Origin of the sequence: Dielma fastidiosa (genome assembly GCF_000313565.1) — a bacterium.
Classification (GTDB): Bacteria; Bacillota_I; Bacilli_A; order Erysipelotrichales; family Erysipelotrichaceae; genus Dielma; species Dielma fastidiosa.
Genome location: NZ_HE578923.1, coordinates 249167 through 265235 on the forward strand (window position 1 = coordinate 249167; position 16069 = coordinate 265235).

The following is a 16069-nucleotide window of genomic DNA, read 5'->3' on the forward strand; positions in this document are numbered from 1 at the left end:
CAATGAAGTCAGTGAAACAAAACGCTTTAATGCACAATCTTTTACTGCTGCTTTGTGAAAATGAAACCATTTCCGTATCCAGAATCGCTGCGATTTTGGATACCAGTGAAAGCACGATCCGCAGAAAGATTGATATACTCAATGATGCACTGAAGGAAACGGGATATGGCTATATTGATAAATCCCCGCGCAGGGGCCTGCATCTGGTGGTGGAAGACAGAGCGGCAATCAATAAACTTTTCGCTAATTATGAATTAAAGAACATCATGACCGGTGAACGGCAGATTTATAAATATCTGATACTGATCCTATCTGGGAAAAACAACAAAATCACCTTGAATGAACTAAGCGAGCGGGTTTATGATTCCATCCCTGTGGTCAGAAAAAATCTGACGGTCTGTGAGGAATGGCTGAGCTTATTTGAACTTCATTTGTCAATCAAGAAAAATGTTGGCATAACCTTAAAGGGCAGTGAAGAAAGCATACGACTGGCAATAAAACATATAGTTATCAATAATGATTTATATAGTATTGATGAAAGTATCCGTATCTTTGCCCAGGGTATAGATTTAGAATTGCTTAAGCAATGTATCTTTGCCATTGAAAGTGAATGGAATTTTAAATTTACTGAGGAATCTTTTCACTCCATGCTTGTCTATGCGGCATTGGCAATCAGCCGCTTTTCGCACACGGTACTGACTATTTCCGATACTGAGCGTAAGACGGTATTAAAGTACAACGAATACAGCTGGTCAAAAAGTCTGTTTAAGATGATTGAGGAAAAGTTCAGCGTAGAGATTGGTGAGGATGAGATCATCTTTTTCGCGGTTCAGCTGTTATGTTCTTATTTGATTCACAGTGAAAATTTCGAGGAGAACAATGCTTACAAATATGATGAAAAGCTGAAAACGTTTATAACCCGTATTATATCTGTTGTCAGCGATGTGATAAATGTTGATTTGACACAGGATAAAGAGCTATACTACGGGCTTTTAAATCATATTCGGCCGGCTATTTTCAGAATGCGTTTTGAAAAGCACAGTACACAGACTTTAACAAATTTTATCAAAGAGGAATATAAGCAGACGTACAGAGTTTCATGGGCTTTGTCGATCTTGTTTGAGGAATATTATGGAATCAATATATCCTCTACGGAACTAAGCTACATTACGCTGTATATTCAATCTTCATTAGACCGTATGTCACAGCCGATAAAAATGGCACTGGTTACTGAGCTTGGCATGGGATTGAATCAGCTGTTCTGTAATAAAATTAAGATTTCAGTGCCTAAGGTTGAGAAAATCGCAATTATTTCACTGCATGATTTTAATGTGAAAATGCTGGATCAGTATGATTTGATTGTTACGACCTCCAGTTTAAAAATCAGCAGTGATAAGGTTATTCAGCTCAGCTCCCTGCTGAGTGATAATGGAATTGGCTTGATTAAGCAAAAGATTGAAATGCTGAAAAGCCGACAGTTAGAGACGAAGAAGAAATTTGATGTATCATGCCATACATTATTTGATCCAAAGCTTATTTTTACCCATCTTAAGGTGAAGGATAAGGAAGCGCTGCTGAGTCTGCTTTCCAAGCATTTAGTCAGTCTTGGTTATGTCAGCAGTAAATATCATGCGTCAATCTTAAAACGGGAGAAAACTGTATCAACCTATATCGGCAACAGTGTGGCTATTCCGCATGGTAATTCAGGCTTAGTTAATGAATCAAAGGTAGCGATTGCGATTTTGGATGAGGCTATTCAATGGGATACAGAGAATGAAGTTGATACAGTATTTTTATTGGTATTTCGAATCAGCAGTCATGAGGATTCAAAACGAGTTCAATTATTTTATAAAGGCTTTTTAGAATTAATAGAAACAGATGAGAAACTGAAATATCTGCGCAGCCTGCCTGAGGATGAGCTGTACAAATATTTGGTTCAATAAAAGGTGCAGAGGTGGATTATGGAATTAAAAGATGTTTTAGATAAGCGGATTATCCGCATTGGTCTTGAGGGCAGGGATAAGGATGATGTCCTGAATAAGATGTCAAAGCTGCTGTTTGACAGTGGTTATATTGATGATGTTGAAGCGTTTGTAAAGGATATCTACCTGCGTGAAGCTCAGGGGGTGACGGGAATCGGTAATGGTATCGCGATTCCGCATGGCAAAAGTGCAAGTGCAAAGCAGCCGGGTATTGCCATTGCTACACTAAGTCATCCAATTGAATGGGAGACGCTGGATGAAAAGGATGTTGATACAGTTTTCCTGTTTTGTGTGAGCAGTGATAAAAATTTTGAACGTAATCATATGCTGCTTTTATCTAAGGTAGCAGCAAAGCTTGCCGATGATGAACTGCTTGCAAAGATCCGCAGGGTAGACAGCAGTGAGGAAATGGTGGCCTATCTGTGCGGAGAAAAAATATGAGCGCTTTGATTCATGATGGAGTGTCAAGGCTGGCTGAATTAGACAACGGAATTTTAAAGCTGCAGCTGGCGCTTGACCGCGGCAATATTTTTAAATCATTGATGTTTAAGGGACAGGAATTAATATTGATCAAGCCTGAGAATTATGCTTCGGACGAGCGGCCGACCTGCGGCTGTCCAATCCTGTTTCCTTATTCAGGGAATAATCAAGAGGGCTTGCTGCATCTAGGTGATGAATGCTATCAAAGCGGCATTCATGGTATCGCTCATTCATTAGTCTGGGAAATATGTGCGTTTGCTGATTCATCGATCACGCTGAGTACACATGCTACTCAAAAGACAAAGGAAACCTACCCTTTCGACTTTTGTCTTCAATCGAAGCTCTCTTTAGATGAGAATCGGCTGCGATATGAGCTGACTGCCAGAAATGAATCAGAGCGTGTCATGCCGTGTGATTTGGGTCTGCATCCTTTCTTTTTGAATCCTAATTTAAATGGGACCATTTTTTCTGGTAAATTTATGGATGGCAGAATGCTGACCAATGAGGATCTTGATTTTGATCAGGTTTGTAAAAGCGGCTATCTGTGCGGGCAGCTGCGTGAATTGAGCTGTATCCTGCCTAATGGCCTGCGACTGACTTTTAATAGCCTTGAAGGCTTTGTGAATACCTTGATTTGGAGCGGTGATCCTCATCGTTTTATGGTTATCGAGCCATTGAGCGGTACGGTTAACGCCATTAATGAACATCGGAATCGATTCAATGTACAGCCTGGTGAAACATGCAAAGCTGTGCTTGAAATCAAGATAAGTGATAGGCAGGATACATAAATGCTGTCATTGATTGTGAAAATCAAACAGAAGTATGGTAAACTAAAAGCAAATGAGGTGATGACATGGGTGTACTGGCTATTGGTGTTGCCTGTATCGATACAACCATTGAAATTGATCAGCCCTTAATGGAGAATCGTAAATACAGCTGCACAGGCACTACCTTATCCGGCGGCGGCCCGGCTTTTAATGCGGCCTGTTTATGCGCGCTTTGGCAGGCTGACGCTTATTTGCTCAGCCGGATTGGAACTGATGAAAATGGCAGACATATTGAAGCAATTGCAAAACAATCCAAATTGAAACTGCTGGGCTGTGTAGATGAACGCTTTAGTACCGCGCATTCCTATATTGTCAGCTGTAATGTTAATGGAAGCCGTACAGTATTAAATTATCCGTGCCATCAAACCTTGAATGATTTCACCTTTCAGCCGCTGCCCATTAAAGTGATTTTATCCGATGGTCACTTGCCGGCGCTGACTTTGAAAGCGCAGAAATATTATGCTGACGCACAGCTGATTGTAGATGCTGATATCTGTAATGAAAATACCATTCAGGCTGCGAAAGCGGCTGACTTTATTATCTGCAGTGAGGAGTTCGCGTCAGATTATTTAGGCGAAGCTTTAGCGCTGCATGATAGGACTACATTGAATCAGCAGTTTGAAACGATCCGTGAGCTGAATCATCGGCAGTTAATTATAACGATTGGTGATCGGGGGGCAATTTATAAAATAGGTGATCAGCCGGAAATTTTCCCTGCCTATCCAGTTAAGGCCGTTGATTCCTGCGGAGCAGGCGATATTTTTCACGGAGCCTTCGCATGGTGTGTGGATCAGCAAGCTTCAATGCTTGATGCACTGAAAATTGCCAGTCTTACCGCCAGTATATCAGTAACTCGCAAAGGCTCACAAACTTCCATTCCTTCATACGATGAAGTGATGGCAAAGTTCAGACAATCATAAAATAAAAAGCTTTCCAATAGCGAAAGCTTTAGTACGCTGTGTCATTATTGATGCAGCGTTTTATTATGTTCAGTTATTTCTTTTTCTTAGGTTTAGGCAGCGGCAGCTCAGGATAAGAGGCTTCGATAATATCTCTTAACAGTTCTTTATTTTCAATATCGGCAACAAACATTTTCTTGGCGCCGGCATAGGGAAAATCTTCAACCACCGGATCAAGCAAAGCTTTGCCTGCCTTTGTTTCTTTGATAAACAGCTGACCATCACAGATCAGCCCGATAACTTTATCCCGATAATAAATGACATATTCACCCATCATCCCCCGGGTGCGCAGCTCCTCTAAAAGACTTAACTGATCAAGGATATAGGCTAGCATATCTTCACTTGTTGACATTATGATTTCCTCATTTCTTGGTGATGCTTCTATTATACTTTAGTTCATCATTTAGTGGTATACTAAAAACAAAGGTGGTGCTTATGGAAAAATCAGAAAAGAAAAGCATGAAGCGGAGTATTAAAGAATTGGAAAGCCGTTTTGCGATGCTTCAGCAGCAATTAAAAACCGCAAAGGTACCGGTAATTATAACATTTGATGGCTGGGGTGCCAGCGGCAAGGGTACATTGATTGGGAAAATGATCTTAAACCTTGATCCGCGCGGTTTTGAAGTATGTGCGATGGATGAAGCGGAAGCGGCTGAAAAGCGTTATCCATTCTTATATCGTTATTGGCTGAAACTGCCGGCAAAGGGTGAAATTACGATTTTTGACCGCAGCTGGAATCAGGAAATCTCGGTTTTCCGCGTAGACTGTGAAAAGAAGCATAAGTGCTTTAAGGAACAGCTGGAAAGTGTTCTGCGCTTTGAGCGTCAGCTTTGTGATGATGGTGCTGTGCTCTTGAAATTCTTCTTGAATATCTCAAAGAAGGAGCAGGCCAAACGATTTGAAAAACTGCTTGCCGATAAGACGACCGCTTGGCGGGTAACGGATTTGGATATTTACCGCAATGAGCATTATGATGAATATGCGAAGGCTTTTGATGAGATGATTGAGAAAACAGAAACTGACCATGCACCATGGCATTTGATTGATGCTTGTGATAAGGATGAAGCCTATTATAAGATTCTGGAATGCTGTGTAGAGACTATTGAGGAGAAAATGAAGGAAAATCTTCAGCATGACGGCATTCGGGCTGATCAGATGAAAATGCCGCTGCTGAGTATGCCGTTGCTGCAGGATGTTGATTTATCTTTAACGATCGATGATGAGACTTATAAAGAAGAATTAAAAAAAGCCCAGAAAAAACTGCGCGTGTTGTCGAATGAATTATATCTAAAAAAGATTCCGCTGATATTATGCTATGAGGGATGGGATGCGGCAGGTAAGGGCGGCAATATTAAACGGTTAGCTGCCTGCTTTGATCCGCGTGGTTATAATGTAAATCCCACCTCAGCCCCTAATGCTTATGAAGCAAGCCATCACTATCTCTGGCGTTTTTGGCGGCATCTGCCCAAGAGCGGACATATAGCTGTTTTTGATCGTACATGGTACGGCCGGGTTATGGTTGAGCGGATTGAGGGCTTTTGTAATGAACAGCAGTGGCGGCGGGCTTATAATGAAATTAATGAATTTGAACAGGATCTGAGCCACTGGGGAGCTATTATTTTAAAGTTCTGGCTGCAAATTGATAAGGATGAGCAGCTGAAACGTTTTGAAGAACGGCAGAATACACCAGAGAAGCAGTGGAAAATCACCGATGAAGACTGGCGGAACCGTGAAAAATGGGATCAATATGAACCAGCAGTTAATGAAATGCTGAGACTGACCTCGACAACCTTTGCCCCATGGATGATTATTGAATCCAATTCTAAGGAATATGCCCGCTTAAAAACGATTCATTTGGTCATCGAAGCGATTGAAAATCGGCTTAATCAAAAAGAATGAAGCTTTTAGAAAACAGAGGCAGGAGGTATGAGTATAATGAAATGTCCGTATTGTCAAAATGAAATGCAGTCTGGGTTTATCCCTAATGGCGGACAGCCGGTTCAATGGATTCCCAATGATGAAAAGCCATCAATATTTAATTTCACAGTAGCTGATCATGGCATTCCTTTATTGAATCAATTTAAGCCGTTAAAAGCGAATGGATATATCGCAGAGGCTAATTATTGTCCGACATGTAAAGTGGTGATTGCGCCAACTAAAGAATGATTGAATGAAATTGGTTTGAATGATGCAATGATTTTACTTATCAAGATTATAACGATTAAAAGGGGTGAAGGCTCACCTCTTTTATATTTGCCGGTTTTACGTTATAAGATGTTGAAGCTGTCACAATCAATCCTTGCTCACACATTATTATCAATGGCGGTTTTAATCAGCTGAATGGCTTCATCATAATCAGAATAGCCGCTCATGACTTCATATTTCTCATCTTTTAATAATGATTCTAGCAGGTGTTTTCTTACTGAACGCTGATTTTCTTCATTCACCTCTAAGCGGATGCCTTTAAAGATTGGATGCTTATCGTAATTGTAGCTGCTGGTGCATGTTCTTTCTATATAGGTCTTAAAGTAATGGGCAGCTTCTGAGTAATTTTGTTTGCTGAGACAGCAGTGACAAAGTAATAGCTGACTGCTGCCCTGCGGGATTTGAAACAGCTCCTCCAGCTGACTGGACAACACAAGCAGCGGCATTTGTTCCTTATCCTCGCTGAGCCGGGCAAGCACTGAAAGGGTACTGATACATTTGTTTATTTCTTGCAGCAGCAGCCCCTGACATGCATGCCTAGCCTCTTCAAAACGTTCCTGTTTCTCATAAAGGCTTAAAATGATGGCGGAAGCGTCAATAGTTTGTTCCTGCAAGCTTTTTAACAGCTTTTCACATTCATCATATGCCTGCAGACTTAACAGACAGTAGGCTTTGGAAAACATAGCGCTGTTTGTAAGTTTAGGATCTTGCTGGTCAATGACAGCTTGTAAATAGCTGGCCGCTTTTTGATATTGCTCATTGATAAAGGTCTCATCAGCATTTTCGGCAAGTGGTGCGTACATCATAATCAGCGTTCCCGCACTAAGCAGCAAGCTGCCGTTGGCAGGATATTGGCGCAAATAGTGATTCAGCAGGCGGAGACCATCCGCATAGCTTTCCTGAAGCATACAAGTTCTGACTTCATCCTTTATGTCCTTAATTGCTTGGGGAGTCAGCTGAATTTGAAAATCAAACAGTTCATCTAAAGTGATATGAAGGGCTCTGGCTAATGGCGGCAGTAAGCTGATATCCGGAGCCGTGCTGCCATTTTCCCATTTGCTTACCGCCCCTGCCGATATCCCCAGCTGATTGGCTAACTGTTCCTGTGTCAGACCCAGCTTGCGGCGGTTTTCCGCAATTCTTAGTTTTAATTGTGTCATAACATTCTCCTTCTATCCTCATTATAATCGATGTTTAATCGCTTCACAAGCGAGCGGTTCGCCACTTTAAGATGCATAAAGTTGAGCGGCGCTCAAGTTGTGAGTTGACATTGAAATAATAAAAGAAGTAAACTTTAATCAATAAAAGGATGGTCACTTATGGAACGACAAAATATTTTCTTTGATGTAGACGGCACACTTCTTGATTCAGCAACGCATGAGTTCCCTCAATCAGCGAAAGCGGCAATACAATCTCTAAAACAGGCTGGATATCGTGTATTCATTGCTACGGGGCGTTGTTATGCTTCATTAAAGCGCTGCGGTTTAATGGATGCGGTTGAATGGGATGGTTATGTGTTAAGCAATGGTCAGGTTGTCATGCTGAAGGATCAGACCTTACTTCATGAAGAGTGCATAGATTTTAGGGCGGTTAAACAATGCATTGACATAGCAGCAAAGCATCAAATCGCACTTTCTTTAATTAGCAGCGATGATTGGTTTATGATGGATGATGGTAATGAGTATGTAAAGATTGCGCATCAATTTTTAAATGAAGTGCTGCCTCATCAACGTCCTTATGAAGGTGAGCCAATCATTACGATGCTGGCCTATGATTCAAGAGATGCTGATTATCATGAATTTAGAAAGATTGAGGGACTCAAGGTAATTCCAGCCGAATCAACCTATGCGGATTTGATCGTTGAGGGGGTAAGCAAGGCAGCCGGCATTAAAAGGTTATGTGCCTATTTTGAACATGAAGATTATATCGCGTTTGGTGACAGCTTAAATGATTGGGAAATGATGGAACATGCCGCGCTTTCTATTGCCATGGGCCAAGGAAATGAAAAGCTGAAGGCGCTGGCAGATTTTGTAACCCGCTCAGTCAATGAGGATGGCATTGCCTATGCTGTGAATGCATTAGGGTTACTTAACGAAAATAAGGATAATATAAGATAATATCGATAAAATTAAACAGCCTGTGCGCTGTTTTTTTAATAAAAGAACCCGCCAATTTGAGGGATGTCGGCGGGTTTGGGGCAGGAATATCAGGCTGCTTCGTGTTTAATCGTGAAATAACAGAGCTGTGTAACAGGGAATCGGCCACGCTTTGTCTGAGCATAATGATTCAAGGGCATCAGCATCAGCGCGCAGGGTTTCCATCATTTTTAAAATTGTGGTGGAAAATAATTTTCCTTGTTCATGCATTGAATCAAGGGCAGTTGTTTTGATGCATGCTTTTTCCAGTTTTTGGCAGTCAAAGTAGAGGGCTTTATAATTTTCATCAACCTGATGAAGGTGATCCATTTCGGCGGCACAATCAAAGGCGGGTGAGACTGCTTTTTTGTTAAGAATGGTTTCGGTTAATGATTTTGTGACCTTTTCAATGGCAGGCAGGATTTGTTTTTGAACCATGTCAACCATTGTCAGGGCTTCGATATTGATTGTTTTACAATAATTTTCAAGAAGGATCTCACCGCGTGAGCGCATCTCATTTTCAGTGAAGATTTTGTGTTTTGTGAAAAGCTTGATATTTTTTTCAGATGTGTAATAAGGCAGGGCATCAATCGTTGTTTTAAGATTAAGCAGACCTCTTTTTTCTGCTTCTTTTACCCATTCATCAGTATAACCATTGCCTGAGAAAAGAATCCGTTTATGCTCTCTGATGGTTTTCTTGATTAAGGCTGCCAGTGCTGATTTCAGCTCTTCAGCTTTTTCCAACTCATCGGCAAACAGACTTAATTCTTCCGCGACAATGGTATTCAGCATAATGTTAGGGCATGCGATTGAGAGACTTGAACCAAGCATTCTGAATTCAAATTTATTGCCGGTAAAGGCAAAAGGAGAAGTTCGGTTTCTATCGGTCGTATCCTTTGGAAAGGCAGGGAGAATATCGACGCCGATTTCCATTTTTTTGTCATAGATTTTATCATAAACCGTATTTTCTTCGATACATTCGAGAATTGAAGTGAGTTCATCTCCCAAATGAACGGATATTATAGCCGGTGGTGCTTCATTGGCACCAAGGCGGTGGTCGTTGCTAGGGGTAGCAACAGAAACACGAAGTAAATCCTGATACTCATCTGCCCCTTTGATTACAGCGCAGAGAAACAATAGAAACTGAGCGTTGGTTGCCGGTGTTTCGCCGGGTTCTAACAGATTGACACCTGTATTGGTGGAAATCGACCAGTTGTTATGTTTTCCGCTGCCATTGATCCCCTCGAAGGGCTTTTCATGAAGCAAACAGGCAAAGCCATGCTTGTCGGCGATTTTTTTCATTAATTCCATCGTCAGCTGATTGTGATCGGTAGCAATATTTGTGGTGGAAAAGATAGGGGCTAATTCAAACTGACGGGGAGCTACTTCTTTGTGCTCCGTTTTGGCAAGGATGCCCAGCTTCCACAATTCTTCATCCAGCTCTTGCATAAAAGCCAAAACACGATTATCCAGCATACCGAAGTAATGATCTTCCATTTCCTGACCTTTGGGCGGTAATTTACCGAAAAGTGTTCGGCCGCATAATAAAAGGTCTTCTCTTTGGGCAAATAATTCTTTATCAATCAGGAAGTATTCTTGTTCACAGCCGACGGTTGTTGAAACATGGGTTGCATCGCTGCCAAATAATTTCAGGATTCTCAATGCCTGCTCATTCAGCACTGCCATGGAACGCAGCAGCGGTGTTTTCTTATCAAGTGAGCTGCCGTCAAAGGAACAGAAAATTGTTGGAATACAGAGTGTATTGTCTTTAATAAAGGCATAGGAGGTTGGGTCCCAGGTCGTATAACCGCGGGCTTCAAAGGTTGCGCGCAGACCGCCGTTAGGAAAGCTTGATGCGTCAGGCTCACCTTTAATCAGTTCCTTGCCTGAAAATTCGAGAATGACACCATCATGATCATCCGGGGCGATAAAGCTTTCGTGTTTTTCAGCGGTAATGCCGGTCATCGGCTGAAACCAATGGGTATAGTGGGTGACACCTTTTTCTACCGCCCAGTCTTTCATTGCGTTGGCAACCGTATTAGCTACATTGGCATCCAGCGTTTTTCCTTCGCGGATGGTCGCTTTAAGCTTTTTGAATACATCTTTAGGCAGCTTTTCTTTCATGACAGCTTCGTTAAATACCATACTGCCAAATGCATCAGTGATTGGTTTCATACACAGTCCTCCTAGATTAATTAAATAAAAAAGGCGCTGAAAACAATTTCTGTTTCAGCACCTTTGCTTATTTATGCAGCCATTATATGCTTGGTAGATTGACAATGTCAACATATTTTTTAAAAAAATGAAAAAAATTAATATTTGATTTTCATCATCACCGATATTTGCCAGCTGTCCGCCTCTTAACAGCTTTAATGGAGGTTAAAAAATGGAAAGATGGCTCATACTGGAAGACGGCAGTGTTTATAAGGATTTTGGTTTTGGAGCAGAACAATTTGAAATTGGAGAATAGGTGTTTAATACGGGTATGAATGGTTATCAGGAGGTTTTAACGGATTTGTCATATTGTGCTCAAATCGTGGTCATGACAATCAAATGATTGGCATTGTTGGTATAGAAGTAAAAATGAGCGTATTAATAAGTATAATATTGATAAAGGATATCATTTTCTTGCTTGCCGGATAGAATCGTGTCATTATGTGTTGTTAAGCGAAAACAAAATATAAGAAAAATTCACACACAAAATATATATAAATGTGCGTAAAAATATTGATTGTTTGAAGTCAAGTGTTATAATAAAATACATACACACAAACGAATTAAGTGTGCGTGATTTTTAAGGATGAGAGTTGGTGAATACATGAATATTAAAACAGTTGCAAAACAAGTCCTTATTGAAAAGGGCGGTGTTGCCAAATCAGCAGATTTCGTTGCGGCAGGAATGCGTGCTGTTGATGCTGTCAATCTGTGCAAGGCGGGATACCTTGACCGCATACGGCATGGCTATTATCAGCTTGCTGAAGCAGATACATCTTCTGAAGAACAGCTCCTTGCAACGCTGATTCCAAAGGGAATTGTCTGCGTAGAATCTGCGCTGTTTCATTACGGATATAGTGATTTTGCTCCTCGTAGATGGTCTATTGCTGTTCCGAGATCCATGTCCCGAACAAAACTTGATGTAGATGCACTGCCTCTGCAACCTTATTTTGTTCTACCTGAAATATATGAGCTTGGAAAAGTAAGTGAAGACTTTGATGGCGTCATTCTTCCTGTATATGATCGGGAGCGAACAATATGCGATTGTTTCAAATACCGTTCAAGACTAGACAACGAAATATTTAATAAGGCACTGAATGCCTATGCGAATGATACACAGAAGAATCTACAAAATCTTTCCATATATGCAAAGAAACTACGAGTGTATAAAAAAGTTACTGAACTGATGGGGGTACTGCTGAATGGCTGATATTGCTGCATCCGTGCTTGCACTGGAAGAAGCTATCAGCTTTGCCTGCAGCTCTTTTGCCAGGAAGAATTTCTGCGTCGTTTGGAAAAATCCAAGTATGCCGAAAACCTCGTTCTGAAAGGCGGACTGTTCATCTACTCTGTGACCGACTTTGATAGCCGAGTAACTGTGGATGTGGATTTCTTGCTTAGAAACGTTCCGGAGCAGTTGAAGAAAGTGCTGAAGGAAATCATTGCAATACCTACTGGTAATGATTTTGTGACATTTGAAATTACCAACATTGCACCTATCGCAGTTGCAAAAAAATATGCGGGTATCTCTGCTTCTCTGGTGGCGAGAATCAAGAACACAAAAATGCCATTTGGTATTGATTTTGGCGTAGGAGATGTTATTGTACCAAATCGAGAAAAACATAGGATCCCTACTCAGTTGGATGGTTTTGCAGCTCCTATGGTAAATACATACTCTCTGGAAACTACCATTGCCGAAAAGATTGATGCGATTCTCAGCCTGATGGAATTCTCTAGCCGCATGAAGGACTACTACGACATCTACTATCTTGCGAATAAGTTTGACTTTGACGGTTCTGTTTTGGCTGAAGCACTGAGAAAAACCTTCGAAAATCGTGGCCATACTTTTACTGTCGAACAATTTGAACAGGTTATGGCTTTCGATGACGATGAGACCATGCAGAAAAAGTAGAAAGCATTTTGCCGCAAGATTGATACAATAACTGATGATTACAGTACCGTACTGCTGACAATCAAAAATTTCCTGACCAAACCAATCTCAGCGACAGTTCATGCAACCTGCTTCAATGAACAATGGTCTGCAGCAACAAATACATGGGGTCAAGGAGGAAGGGACGGCTAGCAGAGGATATAGCTCCATTCACTTCATCAGAGGCATTCTGAGTCTAGCTTTTGTTGGCAGAGAATGATGACCTGATCCAAAAGAATTCATTTCAATTTGAACTGGGGAGGTTGAACATTCCTGTCAACAGAGAAGCAATTAATCGAAAATAGGAGCGTGAACTTTTGCTTATCTAAGAAGATTAACGGATTTACTAATATTGTAGGGAAAAACATGAGAAGATAGAGAAAGATATGGTGATATAAGACGATGATAAAAATACTATTCATTTGCCATGGGAATATCTGCCGTTCACCGATGGCTGAATTTGTTATGAAGGATATGGTAAAGAAACACGGTCTTGCTGATGAGTTTATCATTGATTCCGCCGCTGTCAGCCGGGAGGAGTTAGGCAATGGTATTCATTATGGAACACGCGATAAGCTGAAACAGATGGGCATCCCATGCTCAACACATCGTGCCATTCAGGTAACACGGCATGATTATGATACCTATGATTTGCTGATTGCAATGGATCAGTCTAATATTAATGGTCTACATCGTCTCTTAGGCAATGATGACCAGCATAAAATAACCAAACTGCTCAGCTATGCCGGTCTTGAGCGAGACATTGCCGATCCGTGGTATAGCGGCAACTTTGACGAAACTTATGATGATATACAGAAAGGATGTACAGCTTTATTAAAGAAACTGCATCCGGAGGTGAATGATGATTGAAGAATTTCTAAATAATTTCTATGACTGTCTGCATTTCTCGCAAAACGAAGCTTTTCCGGCCGAACGCTTTGCCAGCTTGTTTGCTGAGCACGCTGTCTTGATTGAACATCAGCCCCATGGCTTTCAAACTTTGAGCGCAGCCGAATTCATCGCATCAATGAATGCTTATCAGGCAGAAATGATCGGTACTTTCCATGAAAGACAGACAAATTTTCAAGTCAGCGAGGAAGCCGGTGTTCTGATTGTTGACAGTGATTATGAAAAGCAGATTAACGATCAACATTTCACTGGCACGAATCATATGATTCTGACTGAGATCCAGGGTCAGCTCAAAATCATCAGTATTGTTTTTTAGAGTGAGAAAAATCACTCTCTTTTTTTTGCTTCTTGAATATGTTATAGTTGTAAACAGATTGATTCATCTGAAAGGGTGAAGCATGGTTGGATCAATTGAGCGCCTGGACTAAGGAAAGTCGACGAGGACAGCAGTTATCGAAAGATTCGGCGGGTACTGCTGCGGTGAACAGTGAATCGTAAGAATGGGGACAAAAGCAGAGAACTGCCACAAAGCCGCCATTCAGCACTGATAACTGGAGGAATAATTTATGTGTGGAATCATTGGCTATGCAGGCACTAAAAATGCGCATGGTGTTTTAATTGACGGCTTAAAGGCTCTGGAATACAGGGGCTATGACTCAAGCGGACTGGCCGTATTTACGCAAGGGAAAATCAATACTGTGAAGGCTCAGGGAAAGATTAAAAACCTTGAAGCGTTGCTGAAGGAGGATATCGGTACTTGCGGTATCGCCCATACCCGTTGGGCAACTCATGGTGAAGCAAATGTGGTGAATGCTCATCCGCATACGATTGGCATGGTTACATTAGTGCATAACGGCATCATTGAAAATGCTGATGAATTACGGCAAACTTATCAACAAAAGGGTATTATTTTTGTTTCAAACACCGATACGGAAACGGCGGCGGCATTACTTAATGATTTTGTGAGTCAGGGAATGAATAAAATTGACGCGTGTCTGCGCGCAGGCAAATATTTAAAAGGCAGTTACGCGCTGGCCATTCTTTTTGCGGATGAGCCGGAAACGATCTATGCGATGCGCAAGGATTCACCCTTGATTCTTGGCTTAAGTGATGACGGCAATTATGTGGCAAGTGATGTCAGTGCCTTTTTAAAAGCTACGAATAAAATTCTTGAACTAGAGGAACACGAGGTGGTACGGCTTACTCGCTCACAGGTAGAAATCTTTAATCAGCAGGGCAAGGCAGAACGTGATTGGCACACCAGCTGCCGTGAGCTGTCAGGCTTAGATAAAAATGGCTTTGATTCATATTTGCTTAAGGAAATTCATGAACAGCCGCTGGCTATAAAGCGCACCCTTGCTGCTTATATGAATGAAAGCTTTGATGATTTTGAAACCCTCATGCCTGATTTAACGACGGTTGATTTTATTTATTTTGTGGCCTGCGGTTCTGCCTGTCATGCCGGTATGCTTGCTAAGCATTGGTTTGAAAAGCTGGCTCATATCCGCTGTGCCTGTGAATGCGCCAGTGAATTCAGATATGGCAATCCACCCCTGGATCAAAATACGCTTGTCGTATTGATCTCACAATCAGGTGAAACCGCTGATACGCTGGCAGCATTGCGCATGTGCCGCAAAAAGGGAATAAAAACGGTTGCCATTGTGAATGTGGAAGGCTCCAGCATTGCGAAAGAGGCGGATGTATATTTGCCTACATTAGCTGGCATTGAAGTATCAGTAGCCACAACCAAGGCTTATACATGTCAGGTGGCGGTACTTACATTATTCTGTATTCATGCGGCAATACAGCGTCACCAGCTCCCCATCAAGGATCAAAAACAACTGCTTGCTGATTTAAACCGGCTGCCTGCATTGATGGCTGATTTAATTCGCAATGATACGATTAGTCAGTTTGCTGATCAAATTGGTGATGCTCATAATGTATTCTTTATCGGCCGCGGCTTAGATTACGCGCAATCACTGGAAGGCTCCCTAAAGCTGAAGGAAATTTCATATATTCATTCTGAAGCCTATGCCGCTGGTGAACTAAAGCATGGCACGATCTCCTTGATCGAGGCAGGTACACCTGTTCTGGCGCTGATCAGTGATGCGGCTTTAGCGGCTAAAACTTTTTCCAATATGGCTGAAGTTAAAGCCAGAGGTGCCAAGCTGCTTTTGGTTATTCGTGAAGATCTCTATCAGCATCAAACAGGCATGGATACTCATCTAAAACTACCCAAGGTTCATCCGCTTTTGCAAGGCATCATTTCAATCATTCCTTATCAGCTGCTGGCATATCACCTAGCAAAGCGGCACGGCTGTGATTTGGATCAGCCAAGGAATCTCGCGAAGAGTGTAACGGTTGAATGAAAATAATGTAAAAAAATGAAAGAAAGCATTGACATTTGCAATTCATGGCAGTAAACTAG

The 16069-nt window shown here is 41.6% G+C and carries 16 protein-coding genes; 13 read left to right on the top strand and 3 right to left on the bottom strand.

Annotated elements, in window-relative coordinates; all coding sequences use genetic code 11:
* The first annotated feature begins 2 nt into the window (after window positions 1-2).
* The 4 genes from DAHG_RS01550 to DAHG_RS18425 all read left to right on the top strand — a co-directional run bounded on the left by DAHG_RS01550 (window position 3) and on the right by DAHG_RS18425 (window position 4209).
* Window positions 3-1943, top strand: a complete 1941-nt coding sequence (locus DAHG_RS01550; protein ID WP_022936557.1) for a BglG family transcription antiterminator — start codon at window positions 3-5, stop codon at window positions 1941-1943.
* A gap of 18 nt (window positions 1944-1961) precedes the next feature.
* The gene (locus tag DAHG_RS01555) at window positions 1962-2423 is read left to right on the top strand and encodes a PTS sugar transporter subunit IIA (RefSeq protein ID WP_022936558.1); all 462 of its coding nucleotides are present in this window, start codon (window positions 1962-1964) and stop codon (window positions 2421-2423) included.
* Window positions 2405-3250, top strand: a complete 846-nt coding sequence (locus DAHG_RS01560; protein ID WP_146211882.1) for an aldose epimerase family protein — start codon at window positions 2405-2407, stop codon at window positions 3248-3250. The genes DAHG_RS01555 and DAHG_RS01560 overlap by 19 nt, the downstream gene beginning before the upstream one ends.
* Window positions 3251-3315: 65 nt before the next feature.
* The gene (locus tag DAHG_RS18425; protein ID WP_022936560.1) at window positions 3316-4209 is read left to right on the top strand and encodes a carbohydrate kinase family protein; all 894 of its coding nucleotides are present in this window, start codon (window positions 3316-3318) and stop codon (window positions 4207-4209) included.
* A gap of 73 nt (window positions 4210-4282) precedes the next feature.
* On the opposite strand, the gene DAHG_RS01570 is transcribed toward DAHG_RS18425, so the two are convergent.
* Window positions 4283-4600: a TfoX/Sxy family protein gene (locus DAHG_RS01570; protein ID WP_022936561.1), complete on the bottom strand. Its 318-nt coding sequence runs from the start codon at window positions 4598-4600 to the stop codon at window positions 4283-4285.
* Between the two features lie 83 nt (window positions 4601-4683).
* Here DAHG_RS01570 and pap point away from each other — a divergent pair, with 83 nt between their 5' ends.
* Together pap and DAHG_RS01580 are read left to right on the top strand one after the other, a co-directional pair.
* Window positions 4684-6147, top strand: a complete 1464-nt coding sequence (gene pap, locus DAHG_RS01575; protein WP_022936562.1) for a polyphosphate:AMP phosphotransferase — start codon at window positions 4684-4686, stop codon at window positions 6145-6147.
* Window positions 6148-6174: 27 nt separating this feature from the next.
* The gene (locus DAHG_RS01580; protein WP_205408087.1) at window positions 6175-6414 is read left to right on the top strand and encodes a PF20097 family protein; all 240 of its coding nucleotides are present in this window, start codon (window positions 6175-6177) and stop codon (window positions 6412-6414) included.
* A gap of 137 nt (window positions 6415-6551) precedes the next feature.
* On the opposite strand, the gene DAHG_RS18430 is transcribed toward DAHG_RS01580, so the two are convergent.
* Window positions 6552-7613 (bottom strand): helix-turn-helix domain-containing protein, encoded by a 1062-nt coding sequence (locus DAHG_RS18430; protein WP_022936565.1) that lies wholly within the window; start codon window positions 7611-7613, stop codon window positions 6552-6554.
* A 159-nt stretch (window positions 7614-7772) separates the two neighbouring features.
* Between DAHG_RS18430 and DAHG_RS01595 the strand changes: the two genes are divergently transcribed.
* Window positions 7773-8570 (top strand): Cof-type HAD-IIB family hydrolase, encoded by a 798-nt coding sequence (locus DAHG_RS01595; protein ID WP_022936566.1) that lies wholly within the window; start codon window positions 7773-7775, stop codon window positions 8568-8570.
* A gap of 105 nt (window positions 8571-8675) precedes the next feature.
* On the opposite strand, the gene DAHG_RS01600 is transcribed toward DAHG_RS01595, so the two are convergent.
* On the bottom strand, window positions 8676-10763 hold the full coding sequence (locus DAHG_RS01600; protein WP_022936567.1) for a glutamine synthetase III family protein: 2088 nt from the start codon (window positions 10761-10763) through the stop codon (window positions 8676-8678).
* A 295-nt stretch (window positions 10764-11058) separates the two neighbouring features.
* Here DAHG_RS01600 and DAHG_RS22205 point away from each other — a divergent pair, with 295 nt between their 5' ends.
* The 6 genes from DAHG_RS22205 (at window position 11059) to glmS (ending at window position 16010) form a co-directional block, all read left to right on the top strand.
* Window positions 11059-11145 (top strand): carbamoyl-phosphate synthase domain-containing protein, encoded by an 87-nt coding sequence (locus DAHG_RS22205; protein ID WP_455708946.1) that lies wholly within the window; start codon window positions 11059-11061, stop codon window positions 11143-11145.
* A gap of 261 nt (window positions 11146-11406) precedes the next feature.
* A complete protein-coding gene (locus DAHG_RS01610; protein ID WP_022936568.1) occupies window positions 11407-12012 on the top strand; it encodes a type IV toxin-antitoxin system AbiEi family antitoxin domain-containing protein in 606 nt (201 codons plus the stop codon).
* An 81-nt stretch (window positions 12013-12093) separates the two neighbouring features.
* Complete coding sequence (locus tag DAHG_RS18435) at window positions 12094-12714, top strand: nucleotidyl transferase AbiEii/AbiGii toxin family protein (RefSeq protein WP_235696020.1); 621 nt, start codon at window positions 12094-12096, stop codon at window positions 12712-12714.
* A gap of 420 nt (window positions 12715-13134) precedes the next feature.
* On the top strand, window positions 13135-13602 hold the full coding sequence (locus tag DAHG_RS01620) for a low molecular weight protein-tyrosine-phosphatase (protein WP_022936571.1): 468 nt from the start codon (window positions 13135-13137) through the stop codon (window positions 13600-13602).
* A complete protein-coding gene (locus DAHG_RS01625) occupies window positions 13592-13957 on the top strand; it encodes a hypothetical protein (RefSeq protein WP_146211883.1) in 366 nt (121 codons plus the stop codon). Before DAHG_RS01620 ends, DAHG_RS01625 begins: the two co-directional genes overlap by 11 nt.
* 250 nt (window positions 13958-14207) lie before the next feature.
* The gene (glmS, locus tag DAHG_RS01630; RefSeq protein WP_022936573.1) at window positions 14208-16010 is read left to right on the top strand and encodes a glutamine--fructose-6-phosphate transaminase (isomerizing); all 1803 of its coding nucleotides are present in this window, start codon (window positions 14208-14210) and stop codon (window positions 16008-16010) included.
* Window positions 16011-16069: the final 59 nt, after the last annotated feature.

Excerpts from the sequence above, each read along its gene's own strand:
- DAHG_RS01600 (WP_022936567.1), bottom strand. The coding sequence starts at position 10,763 with ATGAAACCAATCACTGATGCATTTGGCAGTATGGTATTTAACGAAGCT.
- DAHG_RS01550 (WP_022936557.1), top strand. The coding sequence starts at position 3 with ATGAAGTCAGTGAAACAAAACGCTTTAATGCACAATCTTTTACTGCTG.
- DAHG_RS01595 (WP_022936566.1), top strand. The coding sequence starts at position 7,773 with ATGGAACGACAAAATATTTTCTTTGATGTAGACGGCACACTTCTTGAT.
- DAHG_RS18430 (WP_022936565.1), bottom strand. The coding sequence starts at position 7,613 with ATGACACAATTAAAACTAAGAATTGCGGAAAACCGCCGCAAGCTGGGT.
- DAHG_RS01555 (WP_022936558.1), top strand. The coding sequence starts at position 1,962 with ATGGAATTAAAAGATGTTTTAGATAAGCGGATTATCCGCATTGGTCTT.
- DAHG_RS01610 (WP_022936568.1), top strand. The coding sequence starts at position 11,407 with ATGAATATTAAAACAGTTGCAAAACAAGTCCTTATTGAAAAGGGCGGT.
- DAHG_RS18425 (WP_022936560.1), top strand. The coding sequence starts at position 3,316 with ATGGGTGTACTGGCTATTGGTGTTGCCTGTATCGATACAACCATTGAA.
- DAHG_RS01620 (WP_022936571.1), top strand. The coding sequence starts at position 13,135 with ATGATAAAAATACTATTCATTTGCCATGGGAATATCTGCCGTTCACCG.
- DAHG_RS01570 (WP_022936561.1), bottom strand. The coding sequence starts at position 4,600 with ATGTCAACAAGTGAAGATATGCTAGCCTATATCCTTGATCAGTTAAGT.
- glmS (WP_022936573.1), top strand. The coding sequence starts at position 14,208 with ATGTGTGGAATCATTGGCTATGCAGGCACTAAAAATGCGCATGGTGTT.
- pap (WP_022936562.1), top strand. The coding sequence starts at position 4,684 with ATGGAAAAATCAGAAAAGAAAAGCATGAAGCGGAGTATTAAAGAATTG.
- DAHG_RS01580 (WP_205408087.1), top strand. The coding sequence starts at position 6,175 with ATGAGTATAATGAAATGTCCGTATTGTCAAAATGAAATGCAGTCTGGG.
- DAHG_RS01625 (WP_146211883.1), top strand. The coding sequence starts at position 13,592 with ATGATGATTGAAGAATTTCTAAATAATTTCTATGACTGTCTGCATTTC.